This is a genomic window from Gracilibacillus orientalis, from assembly GCF_900114645.1.
Lineage (GTDB): Bacteria > Bacillota > Bacilli > Bacillales > Amphibacillaceae > Gracilibacillus > Gracilibacillus orientalis.
Genome location: NZ_FOTR01000005.1, coordinates 146,655 through 162,269 on the forward strand (window position 1 = coordinate 146,655; position 15,615 = coordinate 162,269).

Genomic DNA, 15,615 nt, shown 5'->3' on the forward strand with positions numbered 1-15,615 from the left:
GTCCATTTTACCTATAAATTGTTGATAAATAATCGAACGATATCAGTACCTGCAATAATTGTTCCCAATGTACTACCAAGGTTGGCGAAAACAACAATTAGTAGTATTCTGGTAACTTTATTGTGCCAAAAGCCTTTTACGGTATGAACATCATCCGATAAAGCTTCAAAGTCTGATACATGAGGTTTTTTAACTAAAGCTTGTACAATGCCAGCAAACCAACCAGCAGCTATTAATGGATTGAGTGAAGTGATCGGTGCTGCTATTAATGCAGTTATAATCGTTAAAGGATGACCTAATGCTAATACTACACCCAAAGCGGAAAAGCCGCCATTCCAAATTAGCCAGCTGCTTACTTGTTGCCAGCCTGCTACAGGATTAGACAAAAATGTATAAGCGATCAACGCTATAATAATTAACGGAATTGACCATCCAATAATTTTAGGTGCTTTCGATTTTGGAGGTAGTTTCGTTAATTTTTGGAGATCTTGTTCTTTTTGAATTTCTCTCGTAATTCCAGGAACATGAGCAGCGCCTAATACCGCCACTATTTTCTCACCTGGTGCTTTTTTAATTTTCTGTGCTAAATATTGATCTCGTTCATCAATTAATGGTTTTTTTAGGCGTGGGAAAGCTTTTGAAAATTCGCTTAATACACTGTCAATCGAGTCTTGTGTTTTCATTTTTTCGAGTTCTTCTTCTGAGATTGATTCTTTGGAGAAGACACCGCCTAATACTTGCATTAGTAGCAACATTTTCCCTTTGATACCAATACTTCGCCATATACGTGCAAATGTGATTTGAATATTTCGATCAGCTAACACCAATTCTGCACCTATTTCATCGGCGGATTCAATACCTTGAATCATCTCCTGGCCAGGATTAATACCGAATTGTTTTGCCATCCGTTTCTGAAAAGAGGATATAGCAAGATTCATTAATAATAAAGTTGCCTTTTTCTCCTTTATTACTTGAAATATATCCATATCACGCCAATTACTACCCTTGACTACCGATTCATATCGTTGTTTATCCAATTCTACACAAATGGAATCAGGCTGCTCCTGTTCAATTACTTGTTTAACCTGCTCTGCACTTTGCTTAGACACGTGAGCAGTTCCAATTAATATGTATTCTTTCCCGTCAAGTTCTATTCTTGTAATATTTTCATTTTGATCCGACATCCACGATTCCTACCTTTTATAAAATAACTACTAAATGACTATTACTAGTATAGCGGATTATGATCAAAAAAAATACTAACAGTGTTGATAATTTAGTAAAAGCTTTTTTTCTTCCTTATAATATATCTTTGAGTGTTTGTTCTATTGTCGGAAAACGAAAGGTGTAACCGGCGTCTAATAATTTTTCTGGTATTACCCATCGGCTTTTTAAAATTAATTCGGTTTCTGTCCGTAAAAACAGCGTACCTAATTCTAATAATGGAGCAGGTGCTGGTAAACCAACAGGACGGTTCAACTGCTCGCGTAATGCATTCATCAAATGATGGTTGGGAATTGGATTGGGGGAGGAGCAATTAAATACCCCTTCCATTTCTTTTTTTTCGTTTAAAAATAAAATGATTTGAAATAAATCTTCGACATGGATCCAGCTAAACATTTGCTGTCCATCACCTTGAACACCGCCTAAACCAAATTTTACTAGATTTTTATATGGTGTAATGACCCCGCCATCAGGACCTAATACAATGGCGATTCTTAAAGCTACCTGACGAGTTTTTGGTACAGTACATTGGAAAAAAGCACTCTCCCATTTTGTTGCGACATCCACAGAGAATCCTGTTCCGATTTCACCATCTGTTTCTGTCATCGGGCGATCATCAGCATGCCGATAGATCGTGGCAGTACTAGCATTCACCCATAGTTTTGGGGGGATTTCACAAGCTTTTACGGCATCTCCTAACAATTTCGTCGTACCAGTTCGAGATTGAAGTATTTCCTTCTTGTTTTGTTCATGATAACGACAATTAACGGATTTTCCTGCTAAATTAATTACCATTTCAGCATTTTCTAAGGCGTGAACCATCCTTTCATGATCATTCCACGTAATCGCTGGAGCTTTCCTTGCGATCACCATTACCTCATAACCAAGTGCTTCGAATTTTTGTTGGAAATAATTGCCGATAAATCCTGTGCCACCAGCAAGCACCACTTTTTTTGTCATCCAAATCCTCCTATTTACATATTTTCTCTATCATACCAAATAGATGGTCATTGTAAAATTTTTCTGTGAATTGTGCATATTTTTGTTATAATTAACAGTTAAATAGGAAGTTAAGTAAAGGGAAGTACGGAGTAAGATGATATGTATAAAATTATAAGTATTCTTCTTTTACATAAGCGTATTTAGGGATTAAACTATGAATAGAAGAAAAGGTGCCCATTAAAGGATTTTAAATTTTATAAACAAGAGTGAATAATTGAACATACTTTGGAATCAAGAGCAATAGAATTTGGAGGAGAACAACGATGACGTATGAGGACGATAGCTTGATGCTACACACTGACCTGTATCAAGTCAATATGGCGGAAACTTATTGGCGTGATGGGAAAGCAAACCAAAAAGCAGTATTCGAATTATATTTTCGCAAACTTCCTTTTGATAATGGCTATGCTGTTTTTGCCGGATTAGATCGTGTATTAGATTTTATTGATAATTTTGGTTTTACTGAAAGTGATTTAACCTACTTAAAAGAAATCGGTGGATATGAAGAGGATTTTCTCGATTATTTACGAAATATGAAGTTTACAGGTACGATTTGTTCGATGAAAGAGGGGGAAGTTGTTTTTGCCCATGAACCTTTGATGCGTATTGAAGCACCGTTGGCAGAGGCACAGTTGATTGAAACCCCATTGCTTAATATTGTGAATTACCAAACATTAATAGCAACCAAAGCTGCTCGAATTAAACATGTGGTTGGTGATAGTACCGTGATGGAATTTGGAACGAGACGTGCGCATGAGATGGATGCAGCGATTTGGGGAACAAGGGCAGCATATATCGGTGGTTTCTCTGCCACAAGTAATGTGCGTGCTGGAAAACTATTTGGAATACCGATCGCCGGAACTCATGCACATGCGATGGTCCAGGCTTATCGAGATGATTATACCGCATTCAAAAAATATGCCAGCACACATAAAAATTGTGTTTTTCTCGTTGATACGTATGATACATTACGATCTGGTATCCCGAATGCCATCCGTGTTGCAAAGGAATTTGGAGACACAATAAACTTTCAAGGTATTCGTTTAGATAGTGGTGATATGGCCTATTTATCGAAAAAAGCGAGAAAAATGTTAGATGATGCAGGTTTTCCTGATGCTCAAATTATTGCTTCCAATGATTTAGACGAATATACAATATTGAACCTACAGGCTCAGGGAGCACAAATTGATATTTATGGTATTGGTACAAAGCTTATTACTGCCTTCGATCAAGCAGCATTAGGTGGTGTGTATAAATTAGTAGCTATTGAGGAAGACGGGGACATGATTGATACGATAAAGATTTCCGCTAATCCTGAAAAAGTAACAACACCTGGGAGCAAAAAGGTTTATCGGATCATTAATAATGAAAATAGTCACTCAGAAGGGGACTATATTGCACTAGAGAATGAGGATCCTCAGGCAGAAGATCGTTTGAAGATGTTCCACCCGGTGCATACCTATATTAGTAAGTTTGTTACTAATTTTACAGCTGTAAACTTACATGAAGATGTGGTGGTAGACGGTAAAATTAATTACCAAAGTCCTCCTTTGGAAGAGATTCAGAATTATACAATCAGCAATTTGAATCTTTTATGGGAAGAGTATAAGCGAACGATGAAACCGGAAGAGTATCCGGTCGACTTAAGTGAAGCGTGCTGGGAGAATAAAATGAATTTAATCCGTGATATTAAAGCAAAAGTAAAGCAGAAGGTTGAATAATGGAAAGGGGATAAATGCATGCATTCATTACAAAAGGAAATTATGGAGACATTGAAGGTGCAACCTAAGATTGATCCACAAGAAGAATTTCGTCGTAGTGTAGATTTTGTTAAAGCCTATTTAACGACACATTCTTTTTTGAAAAGTGTTGTATTAGGGATCTCTGGTGGACAAGATTCAACGTTAGCAGGTTATATCAGTCAAACAGCGATTAATGAGTTGAATGAAGAACATGGTGAAGGAAAATATGAATTTATTGCAGTCCGTTTACCATACGGGGAGCAGGCAGATGAAGATGATTGTCTGGTTGCGCTTGATTTTATTAAGCCAAGCCGAACTATCCGAGTGAATATCAAGGCTGCAGTTGATGCCAGTGAAGCAGCGGTAGAGAAGGAAATCGGTGATATTAATGAATTTGTGAAAGGAAATACTAAAGCGCGTGAACGTATGAAGGTACAATATGATATTGCTGCTGCATGTAATGGTGTTGTTGTTGGTACCGATCATGCTGCAGAGGCGGTTACTGGTTTCTTCACGAAATACGGTGATGGAGCAGCAGATATTTTACCGTTATATCGCTTGAACAAGCGTCAGGGTAAATCAATTCTTAAAATGCTCGGTAGCCCGGAACGTCTTTATCAGAAAGCACCTACCGCAGATTTAGAAAGTGACCGTCCCCAATTACCAGATGAAGAAGCATTAGGTGTGACGTATGATGCAATTGATGACTATTTAGAAGGAAAACAGGTGTCAGATAAAGATGCAGAAACAATTGAACAATGGTTCATGAAAACTCGTCATAAGCGGGAAGAACCTGTTACTGTATTTGATGATTGGTGGAAAAGATGATGACAATAATGTCATCATCTTTTTTTTATGTTTTAAGTGGTATATGAAGCTACGTCCAGATTAGTGGATTTCCTTGTGGAATGATGAATAAAAAGTTTGAACGGAGTGAGTATAAGGAATACTAAGTTTATAGCCACAGGGACTGGGCGATTAGACATGTTTTTCAATTGATTTTTTTATTTGATTCTGTTATATTTATCTCGAATTCGAAATAAATTACTTCAATTATAGGAGATGATTATATGAACGGCTTAAAAGGTATGCATCACGTAACGGCAATTACCAGCAGTGCGGAGGAGAATTATAAATTTTTTACCTATGTACTAGGTATGAGGTTAGTAAAGAAAACTGTTAATCAGGACGACATTCAAACATATCACCTGTTCTTTGCAGATGATAAAGGTAGTCCAGGAACAGATATGACCTTCTTTGACTTTCCTGGTATCCCGAAAGGCTCTCATGGTACGAATGAGATTTATCGTACTGGCTTTCGTGTTCCATCAGATGCCGCTCTTGTATACTGGGTGAAACGATTTGATAAGTTAGAGGTAAAGCATGATGGTATTGCTGAACAATTCGGTAAAAAAGTGTTAAATTTTGTCGATTTTGATGACCAGCAATATCAATTAATTTCAGATGAAAATAATGAAGGAGTTGCTTCTGGTACCCCATGGCAGGATGGTCCAATTCCACTAGAATATGCGATCACCGGATTAGGTCCGATTTTTGTACGCATTCAGGACTATAAATATTTCAAACAAGTAATGGAAAAAGTGTTGCTGTTTACCGAACTTGATCAGGATGGTTCACATCACTTATTTGAAGTTGGTGAAGGTGGGAATGGTGCTCAAGTAATTGTGGAAGAAAATGCTGTTTTACCTATGGCACGCCAAGGTTATGGCACTGTACACCATGCTGCTTTCCGAATTGATGATCTCGAAACATTACACCAATGGGATGAGCATTATCGCAGCTTTGGTTTACAGACTTCTGGCTATGTCGATCGCTTTTTCTTTAAATCATTATATACAAGAGTAGCACCACAGATTTTATTTGAATTAGCTACCGACGGTCCAGGATTTATGGGAGATGAACCATACGAAACATTAGGCGAAAAACTATCTTTACCACCATTTTTAGAAAATAAACGAGAAGAAATAGAAGGAATGGTTCGCCATATTGATACTGTGAGAAGTTCGAAGCAGTTTGAGAAAGAATATGAGGATTAAATATATCTAACATGGATTAATAAGTCATCCCGAGTTCGGTTTTAACCGGGCTCTTTTTTTAGTACTTATCTTGGAAAATGAGTATGCGAATCCCGATTATATGTTTCGCATGCTTTTTAATGCGTGGAACTTGTTTATTTCACCTCGAATAGTCGTCCTTTTTTGTTTCTACTACAGATCAAGTTTTTTTCCTACCCGCCTTCTTTGTTTTTGCTATGTCTATTTTGTAAATATTCGTGTTTTATAAAAAATTAACCAAATTTTAACAGAATTCTAATACTGACATAACATTGGTTTGCTATATTTAATATCAATGGAAGGTAATCGTTGATACAGATTTTGTTTTGTGGAGTGACAGTACAAAATAGGAGGCTAACGATGTATAGAAAATGGTCATACTTGTTAATTGCGTTTATGTGTCTATTTGCTGTGTTTGTACCAACTGCTGATGCGGAAGGACCATCAGATCCTGCTCCAGAAATAGCTCCAAATGGTTCAACAAATGGTCTATCTGTCTTGTTTGATAACACACATGCTCAGACTGCAGGTGCAGCAGATTGGGTAATTGATGGAGCATTTTCTGATTTTGCTGAAGCAATTGCAGAAGAAGGATATTATGTCGAGGAATTGCGAAAAGAAGGCAGATTTACTTTAAGTGATTTATCGGATTACGATGTTTTTGTAATACCAGAAGCAAATATTCCTTTCACCGATCAAGAACAGCAAGCTATGGTAAATTATGTGGATCAAGGCGGGAGTATATTCTTCATTGCTGACCATTATAATGCAGATCGTAACAAAAACAGATGGGATTCTGCTGAGGCATTTAATGGATATAGACGTGGTGCATGGTCAGATCCGACTTTAGGAATGAGTCAAGAAGAAGCAGATTCTTTCTATATGCAAGATGTATCTAACTCGGATTGGTTAAGTGATCATTTTGGTATGCGCATACGTTACAATGCATTGGGTAATGTTAATTCAGATGTTATCGTTTCTCCTTCTCAGTCTTTTAATATTACTGATAATGTAGATACGATGACAATGCATGCAGGATCAACAATTGCTATTACTGATCCGGATAAAGCAAAAGGAATCGTATATATAGAAGAGACAAATAATGAATGGTCCCATGCTGTGGACCAAGGTGTATATAATGGTGGCGGAATAGAAGAAGGACCGTATGTAGCAATAGGTAAATATAATTCAGGAAAAGTAGCAGCTATAGGTGATTCTTCACCAGTTGAAGATATTACTCCAAAATATAAAAGGGAAGAAACAGGTGGTACGAAAAGGACATATGATGGATTCTACGACCAAGATAACCATATTTTACTAACTAATTTGATTAATTGGTTAGCTGACCAAGAAGATTATACATCATTTGATCAAGTTGAAGATCTTGATTTGGACGAGGAAACTTCTTTGTTAAGTATGGAAAACCCTGTAAACTCAACAGAGCCAGAACAAGAGCCATGGAGTGATCCGGCAAGTGGTTATAAATGGTGGGATCGTTCAACTTTTAAAGAGGATTCATATGGATATGAAGATGGCAATGAGCCTGATCCAAGTGACCCGGTAGAGGGCGTTACAGAAAACTTTGACAGCGGTAGTAAAGCAGCCTATGCAGCAGATAATGTCACATTAGCATCAGGTTCATGGCATTTTGATAATGCATTATTAGGAGCTTTGTCCTCAGATAAGAAAAACGGTTCACAATCTAGTCGTATTCGTTCTAATGGAACCATTTCGATGAATTTCGATGTGAACGGAGCAGATAGTGTGAGGGTAGTGCATGCTAACTTTGGCAGTGACATTGGAGCTAATTGGAGTTTAGAAAAGTCTACAAATGGAGGAACTACTTGGACATTTGTTGCTGGTTCTTTTACTAGCGGAAGTACACTGTCGTCAGAAACGATTCCAGTAAATGAAACAAATACGGTAAGATTCCGAATTGTTGTAGGAGGAACATCAGGAGAACGTATTAATATAGATGATTTTACAATTATAGAGGAAGAGTAAAACATGGGATAGCCGCTAGCCTTTATTGGGTTAGCAGCTATCATTCATTTTTAACAAAATTATATTATTTTTTACAAGAAATTCATACCATCTTAATACTTCTTCTGTAACATCGTATGTAGTTCTAAATATCTATATAAAGAAAGGAGACAATTATATTGAAAAAAATATGGATTTTATTAATGGTAGCATGCATTTCTCTTTTGGTAGCATGTGGTAACAATGAAGAAGAGGACACAACCAATGAAGCAGAAGCTAGTGAAACAGAGGATAATACAGAGCCTGAGAGCGAAGAAACAGAGGAAGAGGCAACACAATCTATCGATGAATTATCGATTGGTTTTGTACCTTCACGAGATCCAGAAGAAATTGTAACAGCTACAGAACCTTTGAAAGATTTATTGAAAGAAGAAATGGCGAATTTGGGTTATGACATAGGAGAAGTGAAGATTGATGTAGGTACCAATTATGAAGCAGTAGGTGAAACACTTTCTGCAGGTACAACAGATATTGGTTTTATTCCTGGCGGTACATATGTACTGTATGATGATGGTGCAGAAGTTGTTTTGACAGCAACTCGTGCAGGCTTGAATAATGACTCGGATGAAGCAAGTGACTGGAATGAAAATAAACCGACAGAACCGAGTGATGAACAGGTAACTTACTATCGTGCATTAATGATTGCCGGTCCTTCTGAAAAAGGACAGGAATTAGCAGAGAAAGTAAATAATGGAGAAGAATTAACAGCAGAAGATGTTGAAAGTGCTAACTGGGCAGTGATGTCATCATCATCTCCAGCGGGTTATATCTATCCATCATTATGGTTAAAAGATAACTTTGATCTTACGATTGCAGACTTACCAAATAAAGCAAAAGTAGATTCATATGGTAGTGCTTTTGCGAGAATGGCTGCAGAACAAATTGATGTCATGGTAACATATGCTGATGCCAGAAGGGATAATGAAGAGGCATGGCAATCAGAGTCTGAGAGAGAAGGAACTATCTGGGATGAAACAAATGTTATTGGAGTAACTCCTGGTATTTACAACGACACAATTAGTGTAAGTAAAAACTCTGAAAAAATGGATGATGACTTAAAATCTGCTATTCAACAAGCATTTATGAATATTGCGGATACAGAAGAAGGAAAAGAAGTAATTTCTATTTACAATCATGAAGGCTACCAAGAAGCAACAGATGCAGACTATGATAAAGAACGTGAAGCACAAGAAATGGTGCAGTCATTAGATTAAATGTTCTACCTTTTTTAAATAATATTGAAGGTGAAATGAGGACATCATTCTTTGGTGTCCTCATTTTTTCACAAGGAAGGCGATAGAAATGATTGAATTTACGAATGTTGATAAAGTATATCCAAATAAAGTGAAGGCACTAGAAAATATTAATCTGAAGATTGAAAACGGAGAATTTGTGGCAGTCATCGGTTTATCTGGTGCAGGTAAGTCTACACTTATTCGATGTATTAATAGAATGCATGATATTACGAAAGGTTCTCTTATAGTAGATGGCACCAATGTTGGGAGATTAAAAGGAAAAGAAATTCGAAATTTCCGAAAGAAGATTGGTATGATCTTTCAATCCTTTAATTTAATCACACGTACTACTGTAATCAAAAATGTATTAGTTTCTTTTGTACCAGAGCTACCGTTTTGGCGAAAAATAACAGGAATCTTTAGTAAAGACCATAAATTAAAAGCATTGACTGCCTTAGATCAGGTTGGGATTTTAGAAAAGGCATATAATCGTGTTGACCAGTTATCAGGGGGACAGCAGCAACGTGTGGCATTAGCAAGAACATTAGCACAAAATCCCGATATTCTTCTTGCTGATGAACCAATTGCATCATTAGATCCGGTTACATCTAAACAAGTAATGGATGATTTCAGGCGAATCAATCAAGAGATGGACATGACCGTGCTCTTAAATATTCACCATGTAGAAGTGGCACTGGAGTATGCGGATCGAATTATCGGTGTAAGGGGAGGGCAAGTTGTCTACGATGGTCCTGCTAATGAGGCAACAGATGAAGTATTAGACTATATTTACAAAGGTAATGTCGATGAAGTGAAACAAGAACTTCATGAGGAAGGTGCCTATGTTTGATAAAATTTTCCCACCAAAACAAATTGTATTACCAAATGGTAAGACTGTTTCGGAAAAAAGATCACGCACACCTTTGATTTTGGTTTTGGTTCTCGTCGCAGTCTATTTATCGATAAGGTTTACTAACTTTGAGTTTATGGTATTAGCGACAAGTGGTCATGAATTTTTCGTTATTATAAATGAAATGATTCCTCCTAAGTGGGAATACCTTCCACATTTATGGCAGCCTTTATTGGACACCATTATGATGTCGATCCTTGGTTCTGTATTAGGTTCACTTGTTGCTGTACCTGTTGCTTACCTAGCAGCATCTAATATTATAAAAAGCAAGATAGTCGTAATGGTTGCACGACTATTCTTAAGTATATTAAGAACGATGCCTACTTTAGTCTCTGCTTTAATTGCAACTTTCATTTTTGGTTTAGGGACATTAGCTGGTACGATTGCTATTTTTCTATTTACGCTAGCATATGTAGGAAAGTTATTGTATGAGCAAATTGAGAATGCTAGTATGGGCGCTTTTGAGGCAATGGAATCGATCGGAATTACGAGAATTCAAGCATTTCGTTATGCGATTTTCCCTCAAGTATTACCTAACTACTTATCTACTTCCTTGTTTTGTTTTGAAGGAAATGTACGTTATGCGGCAATTTTAGGTTATGTAGGCGCTGGTGGAATCGGTTTACTCTTGGATGAGGGATTAGGCTGGCGTGATTATACAAGTGTTGGAATGATATTACTCATGCTAGCTATTACGGTGTTTTTGATCGAGACAGTAAGTGAATATTTCAGGAAAAAGTTGATATGAAAGGCTTGAATTAAGATGGATGCTATCGAAAAACAGTTATATGCAAAACCAAGAAACAACAATTATATTTATATTATTTCCGTTGTTATACTAGGTTTAATGATTTGGTCGTTATTTGTTATTGATTTTGGAAGTATGGAGGAAAGTGGTTGGACAATTGCTAAAAGTATTCTTTCAGGGATTGTCACACCGGATTTCGACTTCTTGTTGGATTTCACCACACAAGGTGTCATGTATTTATTAGTGGAAACGATAGCGATAGCTTTTTTAGGAACAATTTTTGGTGCAATCTTAGCCATTCCGCTTGCCTTTTTATCTGCATCAAATGTGGTTCCAAAGCCTGTAGCATTTATAACAAGGTTATTGTTAATTTTTATTCGTACAATCCCTTCATTGGTTTATGGTTTAATGTTTGTGCGGGTAGCAGGTCAAGGACCCTTTACTGGTGTATTGACGGTTGCGTTAATTTCAATAGGTATGCTTGCTAAGCTTTTTGTCGATGCAATAGAAGACTTGGATACGAGTATCTTTGAATCTATGACATCGATTGGTTGTACCACTTTTGAGAAAATCAGGTTTGGTATTGTACCACAGCTTACGGCAATGTTTTTATCAATTGGAATTTATCGATTTGATATGAATCTTCGTGAGGCATCTATTCTTGGGCTTGTTGGTGCCGGCGGTATTGGTGCACCGTTAATCTTTGCAATGAATGCTTACCGATGGAACGAAGTTGGTTCAATATTAATAGGGCTTGTAGTATTAATTTTTATCGTGGAAATTTGGTCTAATCATATGCGGAATAAATTAGTTCGTGGATGAAAAAGTTTGTGAAAAACAAAAAGATTAGGGGATTTTTGTATATTTAGCTTAAAATTCTGTGTGGTGTCATTCAACCACTGTTTACAAATAATTGAATCATGGTAAAATGATCTCATATTTAAAGCGATGAAGAGAAGAGTAAATGTGCTTAAGCCTAACAGAGAACTCCGTTAGCTGAGAAGGAGGATGTAGAAGCACATTGAAACAACCCTTGGAGCTGTATGTGGGATATCGTTTTTAGGATGATTGATAATGTACCGGTTTCCTCCCGTTATAGAGATAGAGTATATCTTGCAAAACATTTTGCAGGCGTACTTGAAAAGGTTTTTGTGGCGACACAAAAATTAACTGAGGTGGCACAGCGAACTTCTAAATTCAAGGAGTCCCGCCCTCAAGTCAAAAGACATGGGGGTGGGACTCTTTTTGTGTTTCTTGAAAATTTAAATTTAGGAGTTGTTATAAATTGAAAATGGCTAGGTGGAGATATCCATTATTACTTCTGTCGGGTATTGGTGTATCGAATTTAGGAGCATGGATATACTTAATTGCGCTCAACTTGATTGTTTTAGATATGACTGGATCACCATTTGCAGTATCTATTCTTTATATCCTGATACCGATTGCCACTTTGTGTACAAATGTTTGGTCGGGAAGTTTTATTGATAGATTAAACAAACGTCATTTAATGATATGCTTAGATCTAATTAGAGCAGTATTAATATTTTTATTTCCATATATGGATTCACTTATTTTAATTTATGTATTAGTTTTTATCGTCAATATTGCAAATTCCATATTTGAACCAGCATCTATGGTCTATATGACAAAACTTATTCCCAAGAAGGACCGTCAAAGGTTTAATGCATTGAGAAATTTCATCCATTCAAGTGGTTTTATACTCGGACCTTCAATAGCGGGAATTCTTTTTGTTATTGGGTCTCCATATTCAGCTATTCAATTAAATGCACTAGCTTTATTTATTTCAGCCATAATTATCCTCTTCCTACCTAATTTGGAAATTAGAGAGGGAAATGGGATGTCGGTAAAAGTTAATATTAGAATAATTAGAGATGATTGGAGAAAGATTTTCACTTTTAGTAAATCAAACAGGCATATTACATTGGTTTATGTTCTTTTTAGTGGAATTACTATATTTATGACGTCGTTAGATTCATTAGAAGCTGCATTTGCAACAGAAGTTCTTTCTTTAACTGAAAGTGTTTATGGATTTCTTGTTAGTATTGCTGGGTTAGGGATTATAACAGGATCACTAACAAATGCTATATTTACCAACAGGCTGAAAATAAATTGGCTTATTGGTTTTGGTGCAATTTTTACACCGCTTGGGTATGTAATTTTTGCATTCTCACAGAATTTCATTTGGGCATCTATAGGTTTTTTTACGTTAACATTTGCCTTATCATTTGCAAATACAGGCTTTTTAACTTTTTATCAAAACAATGTGCCAGTCAATATCATGGGGAGGTTTTCGAGTATTCTAGGCATGGTAGAGGCTTTGCTAATCATTATAGTTACAGTAACAGTTGGAATATTTGCAGAATTGCTAGAGATTCGTCCCATTTATTTAATAGGCTCTTTTGCTTTTTTGATCTTAGGGTTTATCATTAATGTAGTCATTTTCGATAAATCAAAAAAAGCCTACTATGACCAAGATAAGTTTGCAATCGATGACTACTCAAGATATGATAAAAGAAAAATGGAGTGCGATTATGAAGAAAATGGAGCAAGCGGCACAACTGATAGCACAAAATAACTCTCTTTTTTGTTGCCCTATCTGTCATGGCGAGGTACGGGTGGAAAAAACTTCTGTTATTTGCACCTCACAGCATCAATTTGATTTAGCGAAAAAGGGCTATATCAACTTTTATACAAAATCATCGCCAAAGGACTATGATAAACAACTGTTCGAAGCAAGATATCAGGTTATTCAAAGTGGCATGTATGATGACGTACATCAAAAAATTGCGGAAATAATCGATAAATTAGATTATCCTGTTGCAAATATCTTAGATCTGGGCTGTGGAGAAGGTTCCCATCTCCAAAAAATCACCCAACAATTGAACCGTTCTTCGACTGGAATTGGTATGGATATTGCCAAGGATGGGATATTAACAGCAGCTAAATACCATCAAGGGCTGATCTGGACAGTTGCCGATTTAGCACAAAGTCCATTTCAGTCTGAAAAATTTGATATCTTATTAAATATTTTATCTCCTGCAAATTATCAGGAATTTAAGAGACTGTTACATACAGATGGACACTTAATTAAAGTAGTACCGAGGAGCAATTATTTACAAGAGATCAGGGAACAGGTTATGGAAGAGAAACAGCAGTCCTATACCAACGCTGAAGTGCTGGAGCATTTCAAGCAACATTTTGACAATCTAGAAATTCATACAATCCAATATCAATGGAAAGTACCGGAGGATGTCCTCAAAGATCTATGGTTTATGACCCCCTTAACTTGGAGAAAGGAAATGGAACAACCAATAGAGAGGATTACAATTGACCTTGATATTATCATAGCTCAAAAATAAAGTTACACAAATCAGTGTAACTTTCTTAATGGGTAAAATTATACATCTTGGTTAGGCTGACTAGCTCTTACACCTAAAAGCAAATGCCCCCTTGCACTATCCTTTGTATAAAATTGTTATTGAAGAATAGATTTAATTCCTTTACAATTTTAGTAAAATCGATATAGGGAAAAAGATCATGTATGTTATTTTCTTAACCAAGATGGATATGTCCTCTGCTTTATATTGAAAGGGGTTACAAAATGAAAAAGTTATTGTTTGTTTATATAGTCTTAATTGGATTGTTTGTTTTATATGTATATCAATACCAAACGAGTGAAACGACGAATAACGAATGGTCTGAACATGAGTTGAGAGGTACGATTGATGAAACATATGTAATGGTAACATTTCAGACCGGTATTGATTATTGGAAGAGGCCACTAAAAGGCTTCGAGGATGCAGCCGAGGCTCTGAATATATCTGTAGCATATCGAGGAGCAACACAATATGATGTGAATGAAGAAATTACCGTCTTAGAACAAGTTATTGCAAAAAATCCTTCAGGAATTGCGATTTCGACTATGGATCCTGAAGCATTAAACCCTGTCATTAATAAAGCGGTAGAATCCGGAATTCCGGTTGTGATGTTTGATGCTGATGCACCTGATAGTAAAGCATATGCTTTTTTAGGGACGAATAATCACTATGCAGGTGTTACAGCCGCACATAAAATGGCGGAATTATTAAATGAATCTGGTGAAGTGGGGGTAGTGACACATCCGAATCAACTAAACCATCAAGAACGGACACAAGGCTTTCGAGAAACCATTGAGACTGAGTACCCTGATATGACAGTGGTAGATGTAAAAGATGGTCGAGGGGATCAGATGATTTCCAAGGAAGTTTCTGAAGATTTAATGAGAGAAAATCCGGATATGAAAGGTATTTTTGCATCAGAGGCTAATGGTGGCGTTGGCGTAGGTAAAGCAGTATTAGACCAACAGAAAAAGGGTGACCTACATATTATTAGCTTTGATACAGATAAAGGAACACTTGATATGATTGATGAAGGGGTTATTTCAGCAACACTAGCACAGGGAACCTGGGAAATGGGATATTGGTCATTACAGTTCCTCTTTCATCTTCAGCATAATTTAGCAGGTGATTTAGAAGGAGAAACGGATCTGCCACGGTATGTTGATACAGGGATTACAGTTGTCACAAAAGACAATGTTAGTGAGTACTACCCTGTTGATTAAAGAATGGATGGATGC

General features: G+C 36.6%; 14 protein-coding genes. 12 read left to right on the forward strand and 2 right to left on the reverse strand.

Annotated features, from left to right (window positions below; genetic code table 11):
• Window positions 1-11 precede the first annotated feature (11 nt).
• Together BM121_RS11175 and BM121_RS11180 are read right to left on the reverse strand one after the other, a co-directional pair.
• Window positions 12-1,184 (reverse strand): TraB/GumN family protein, encoded by a 1,173-nt coding sequence (locus BM121_RS11175; protein WP_091483721.1) that lies wholly within the window; start codon window positions 1,182-1,184, stop codon window positions 12-14.
• A gap of 115 nt (window positions 1,185-1,299) precedes the next feature.
• Window positions 1,300-2,184 (reverse strand): TIGR01777 family oxidoreductase, encoded by an 885-nt coding sequence (locus BM121_RS11180; protein WP_091483722.1) that lies wholly within the window; start codon window positions 2,182-2,184, stop codon window positions 1,300-1,302.
• A gap of 305 nt (window positions 2,185-2,489) precedes the next feature.
• Here BM121_RS11180 and BM121_RS11185 point away from each other — a divergent pair, with 305 nt between their 5' ends.
• From BM121_RS11185 to BM121_RS11240, 12 genes are all read left to right on the forward strand, one after another.
• Complete coding sequence (locus BM121_RS11185) at window positions 2,490-3,947, forward strand: nicotinate phosphoribosyltransferase (RefSeq protein ID WP_091483723.1); 1,458 nt, start codon at window positions 2,490-2,492, stop codon at window positions 3,945-3,947.
• An 18-nt stretch (window positions 3,948-3,965) separates the two neighbouring features.
• Window positions 3,966-4,796: an ammonia-dependent NAD(+) synthetase gene (gene nadE, locus BM121_RS11190; protein ID WP_091483724.1), complete on the forward strand. Its 831-nt coding sequence runs from the start codon at window positions 3,966-3,968 to the stop codon at window positions 4,794-4,796.
• Between the two features lie 242 nt (window positions 4,797-5,038).
• Complete coding sequence (locus BM121_RS11195; RefSeq protein WP_091483725.1) at window positions 5,039-6,025, forward strand: ring-cleaving dioxygenase; 987 nt, start codon at window positions 5,039-5,041, stop codon at window positions 6,023-6,025.
• Window positions 6,026-6,403: 378 nt separating this feature from the next.
• Complete coding sequence (locus tag BM121_RS11200; RefSeq protein ID WP_091483726.1) at window positions 6,404-8,047, forward strand: motility-associated ABC transporter substrate-binding family protein; 1,644 nt, start codon at window positions 6,404-6,406, stop codon at window positions 8,045-8,047.
• Between the two features lie 158 nt (window positions 8,048-8,205).
• Window positions 8,206-9,300, forward strand: a complete 1,095-nt coding sequence (locus tag BM121_RS11205) for a phosphate/phosphite/phosphonate ABC transporter substrate-binding protein (RefSeq protein ID WP_245780787.1) — start codon at window positions 8,206-8,208, stop codon at window positions 9,298-9,300.
• A gap of 88 nt (window positions 9,301-9,388) precedes the next feature.
• Entirely contained in the window at window positions 9,389-10,171 is a 783-nt protein-coding gene (phnC, locus tag BM121_RS11210; RefSeq protein ID WP_091483727.1) for a phosphonate ABC transporter ATP-binding protein, read from the forward strand.
• Window positions 10,164-10,979 (forward strand): phosphonate ABC transporter, permease protein PhnE, encoded by an 816-nt coding sequence (gene phnE, locus BM121_RS11215; RefSeq protein ID WP_091483728.1) that lies wholly within the window; start codon window positions 10,164-10,166, stop codon window positions 10,977-10,979. The genes phnC and phnE (BM121_RS11215) overlap by 8 nt, the downstream gene beginning before the upstream one ends.
• 15 nt (window positions 10,980-10,994) lie before the next feature.
• Window positions 10,995-11,801 carry a phosphonate ABC transporter, permease protein PhnE gene (gene phnE, locus BM121_RS11220; RefSeq protein ID WP_091483729.1) on the forward strand — a complete coding sequence of 269 codons (807 nt, stop codon included), beginning with the start codon at window positions 10,995-10,997 and terminating at the stop codon, window positions 11,799-11,801.
• 242 nt (window positions 11,802-12,043) lie between these two features.
• On the forward strand, window positions 12,044-12,268 hold the full coding sequence (locus tag BM121_RS11225; RefSeq protein WP_139220265.1) for a hypothetical protein: 225 nt from the start codon (window positions 12,044-12,046) through the stop codon (window positions 12,266-12,268).
• A 2-nt stretch (window positions 12,269-12,270) separates the two neighbouring features.
• The gene (locus BM121_RS11230) at window positions 12,271-13,575 is read left to right on the forward strand and encodes an MFS transporter (RefSeq protein ID WP_091483833.1); all 1,305 of its coding nucleotides are present in this window, start codon (window positions 12,271-12,273) and stop codon (window positions 13,573-13,575) included.
• Complete coding sequence (locus BM121_RS11235; RefSeq protein ID WP_175495407.1) at window positions 13,532-14,359, forward strand: putative RNA methyltransferase; 828 nt, start codon at window positions 13,532-13,534, stop codon at window positions 14,357-14,359. Before BM121_RS11230 ends, BM121_RS11235 begins: the two co-directional genes overlap by 44 nt.
• A gap of 242 nt (window positions 14,360-14,601) precedes the next feature.
• The gene (locus tag BM121_RS11240; protein WP_091483732.1) at window positions 14,602-15,600 is read left to right on the forward strand and encodes a substrate-binding domain-containing protein; all 999 of its coding nucleotides are present in this window, start codon (window positions 14,602-14,604) and stop codon (window positions 15,598-15,600) included.
• Window positions 15,601-15,615: the final 15 nt, after the last annotated feature.

Coding starts and splice junctions, on each gene's coding strand:
- nadE (WP_091483724.1), top strand. CDS start 3,966: ATGCATTCATTACAAAAGGAAATTATGGAGACATTGAAGGTGCAACCT.
- BM121_RS11225 (WP_139220265.1), top strand. CDS start 12,044: ATGATTGATAATGTACCGGTTTCCTCCCGTTATAGAGATAGAGTATAT.
- phnC (WP_091483727.1), top strand. CDS start 9,389: ATGATTGAATTTACGAATGTTGATAAAGTATATCCAAATAAAGTGAAG.
- phnE (WP_091483729.1), top strand. CDS start 10,995: ATGGATGCTATCGAAAAACAGTTATATGCAAAACCAAGAAACAACAAT.
- BM121_RS11175 (WP_091483721.1), bottom strand. CDS start 1,184: ATGTCGGATCAAAATGAAAATATTACAAGAATAGAACTTGACGGGAAA.
- phnE (WP_091483728.1), top strand. CDS start 10,164: ATGTTTGATAAAATTTTCCCACCAAAACAAATTGTATTACCAAATGGT.
- BM121_RS11235 (WP_175495407.1), top strand. CDS start 13,532: ATGAAGAAAATGGAGCAAGCGGCACAACTGATAGCACAAAATAACTCT.
- BM121_RS11180 (WP_091483722.1), bottom strand. CDS start 2,184: ATGACAAAAAAAGTGGTGCTTGCTGGTGGCACAGGATTTATCGGCAAT.
- BM121_RS11185 (WP_091483723.1), top strand. CDS start 2,490: ATGACGTATGAGGACGATAGCTTGATGCTACACACTGACCTGTATCAA.
- BM121_RS11195 (WP_091483725.1), top strand. CDS start 5,039: ATGAACGGCTTAAAAGGTATGCATCACGTAACGGCAATTACCAGCAGT.
- BM121_RS11240 (WP_091483732.1), top strand. CDS start 14,602: ATGAAAAAGTTATTGTTTGTTTATATAGTCTTAATTGGATTGTTTGTT.
- BM121_RS11230 (WP_091483833.1), top strand. CDS start 12,271: ATGGCTAGGTGGAGATATCCATTATTACTTCTGTCGGGTATTGGTGTA.
- BM121_RS11200 (WP_091483726.1), top strand. CDS start 6,404: ATGTATAGAAAATGGTCATACTTGTTAATTGCGTTTATGTGTCTATTT.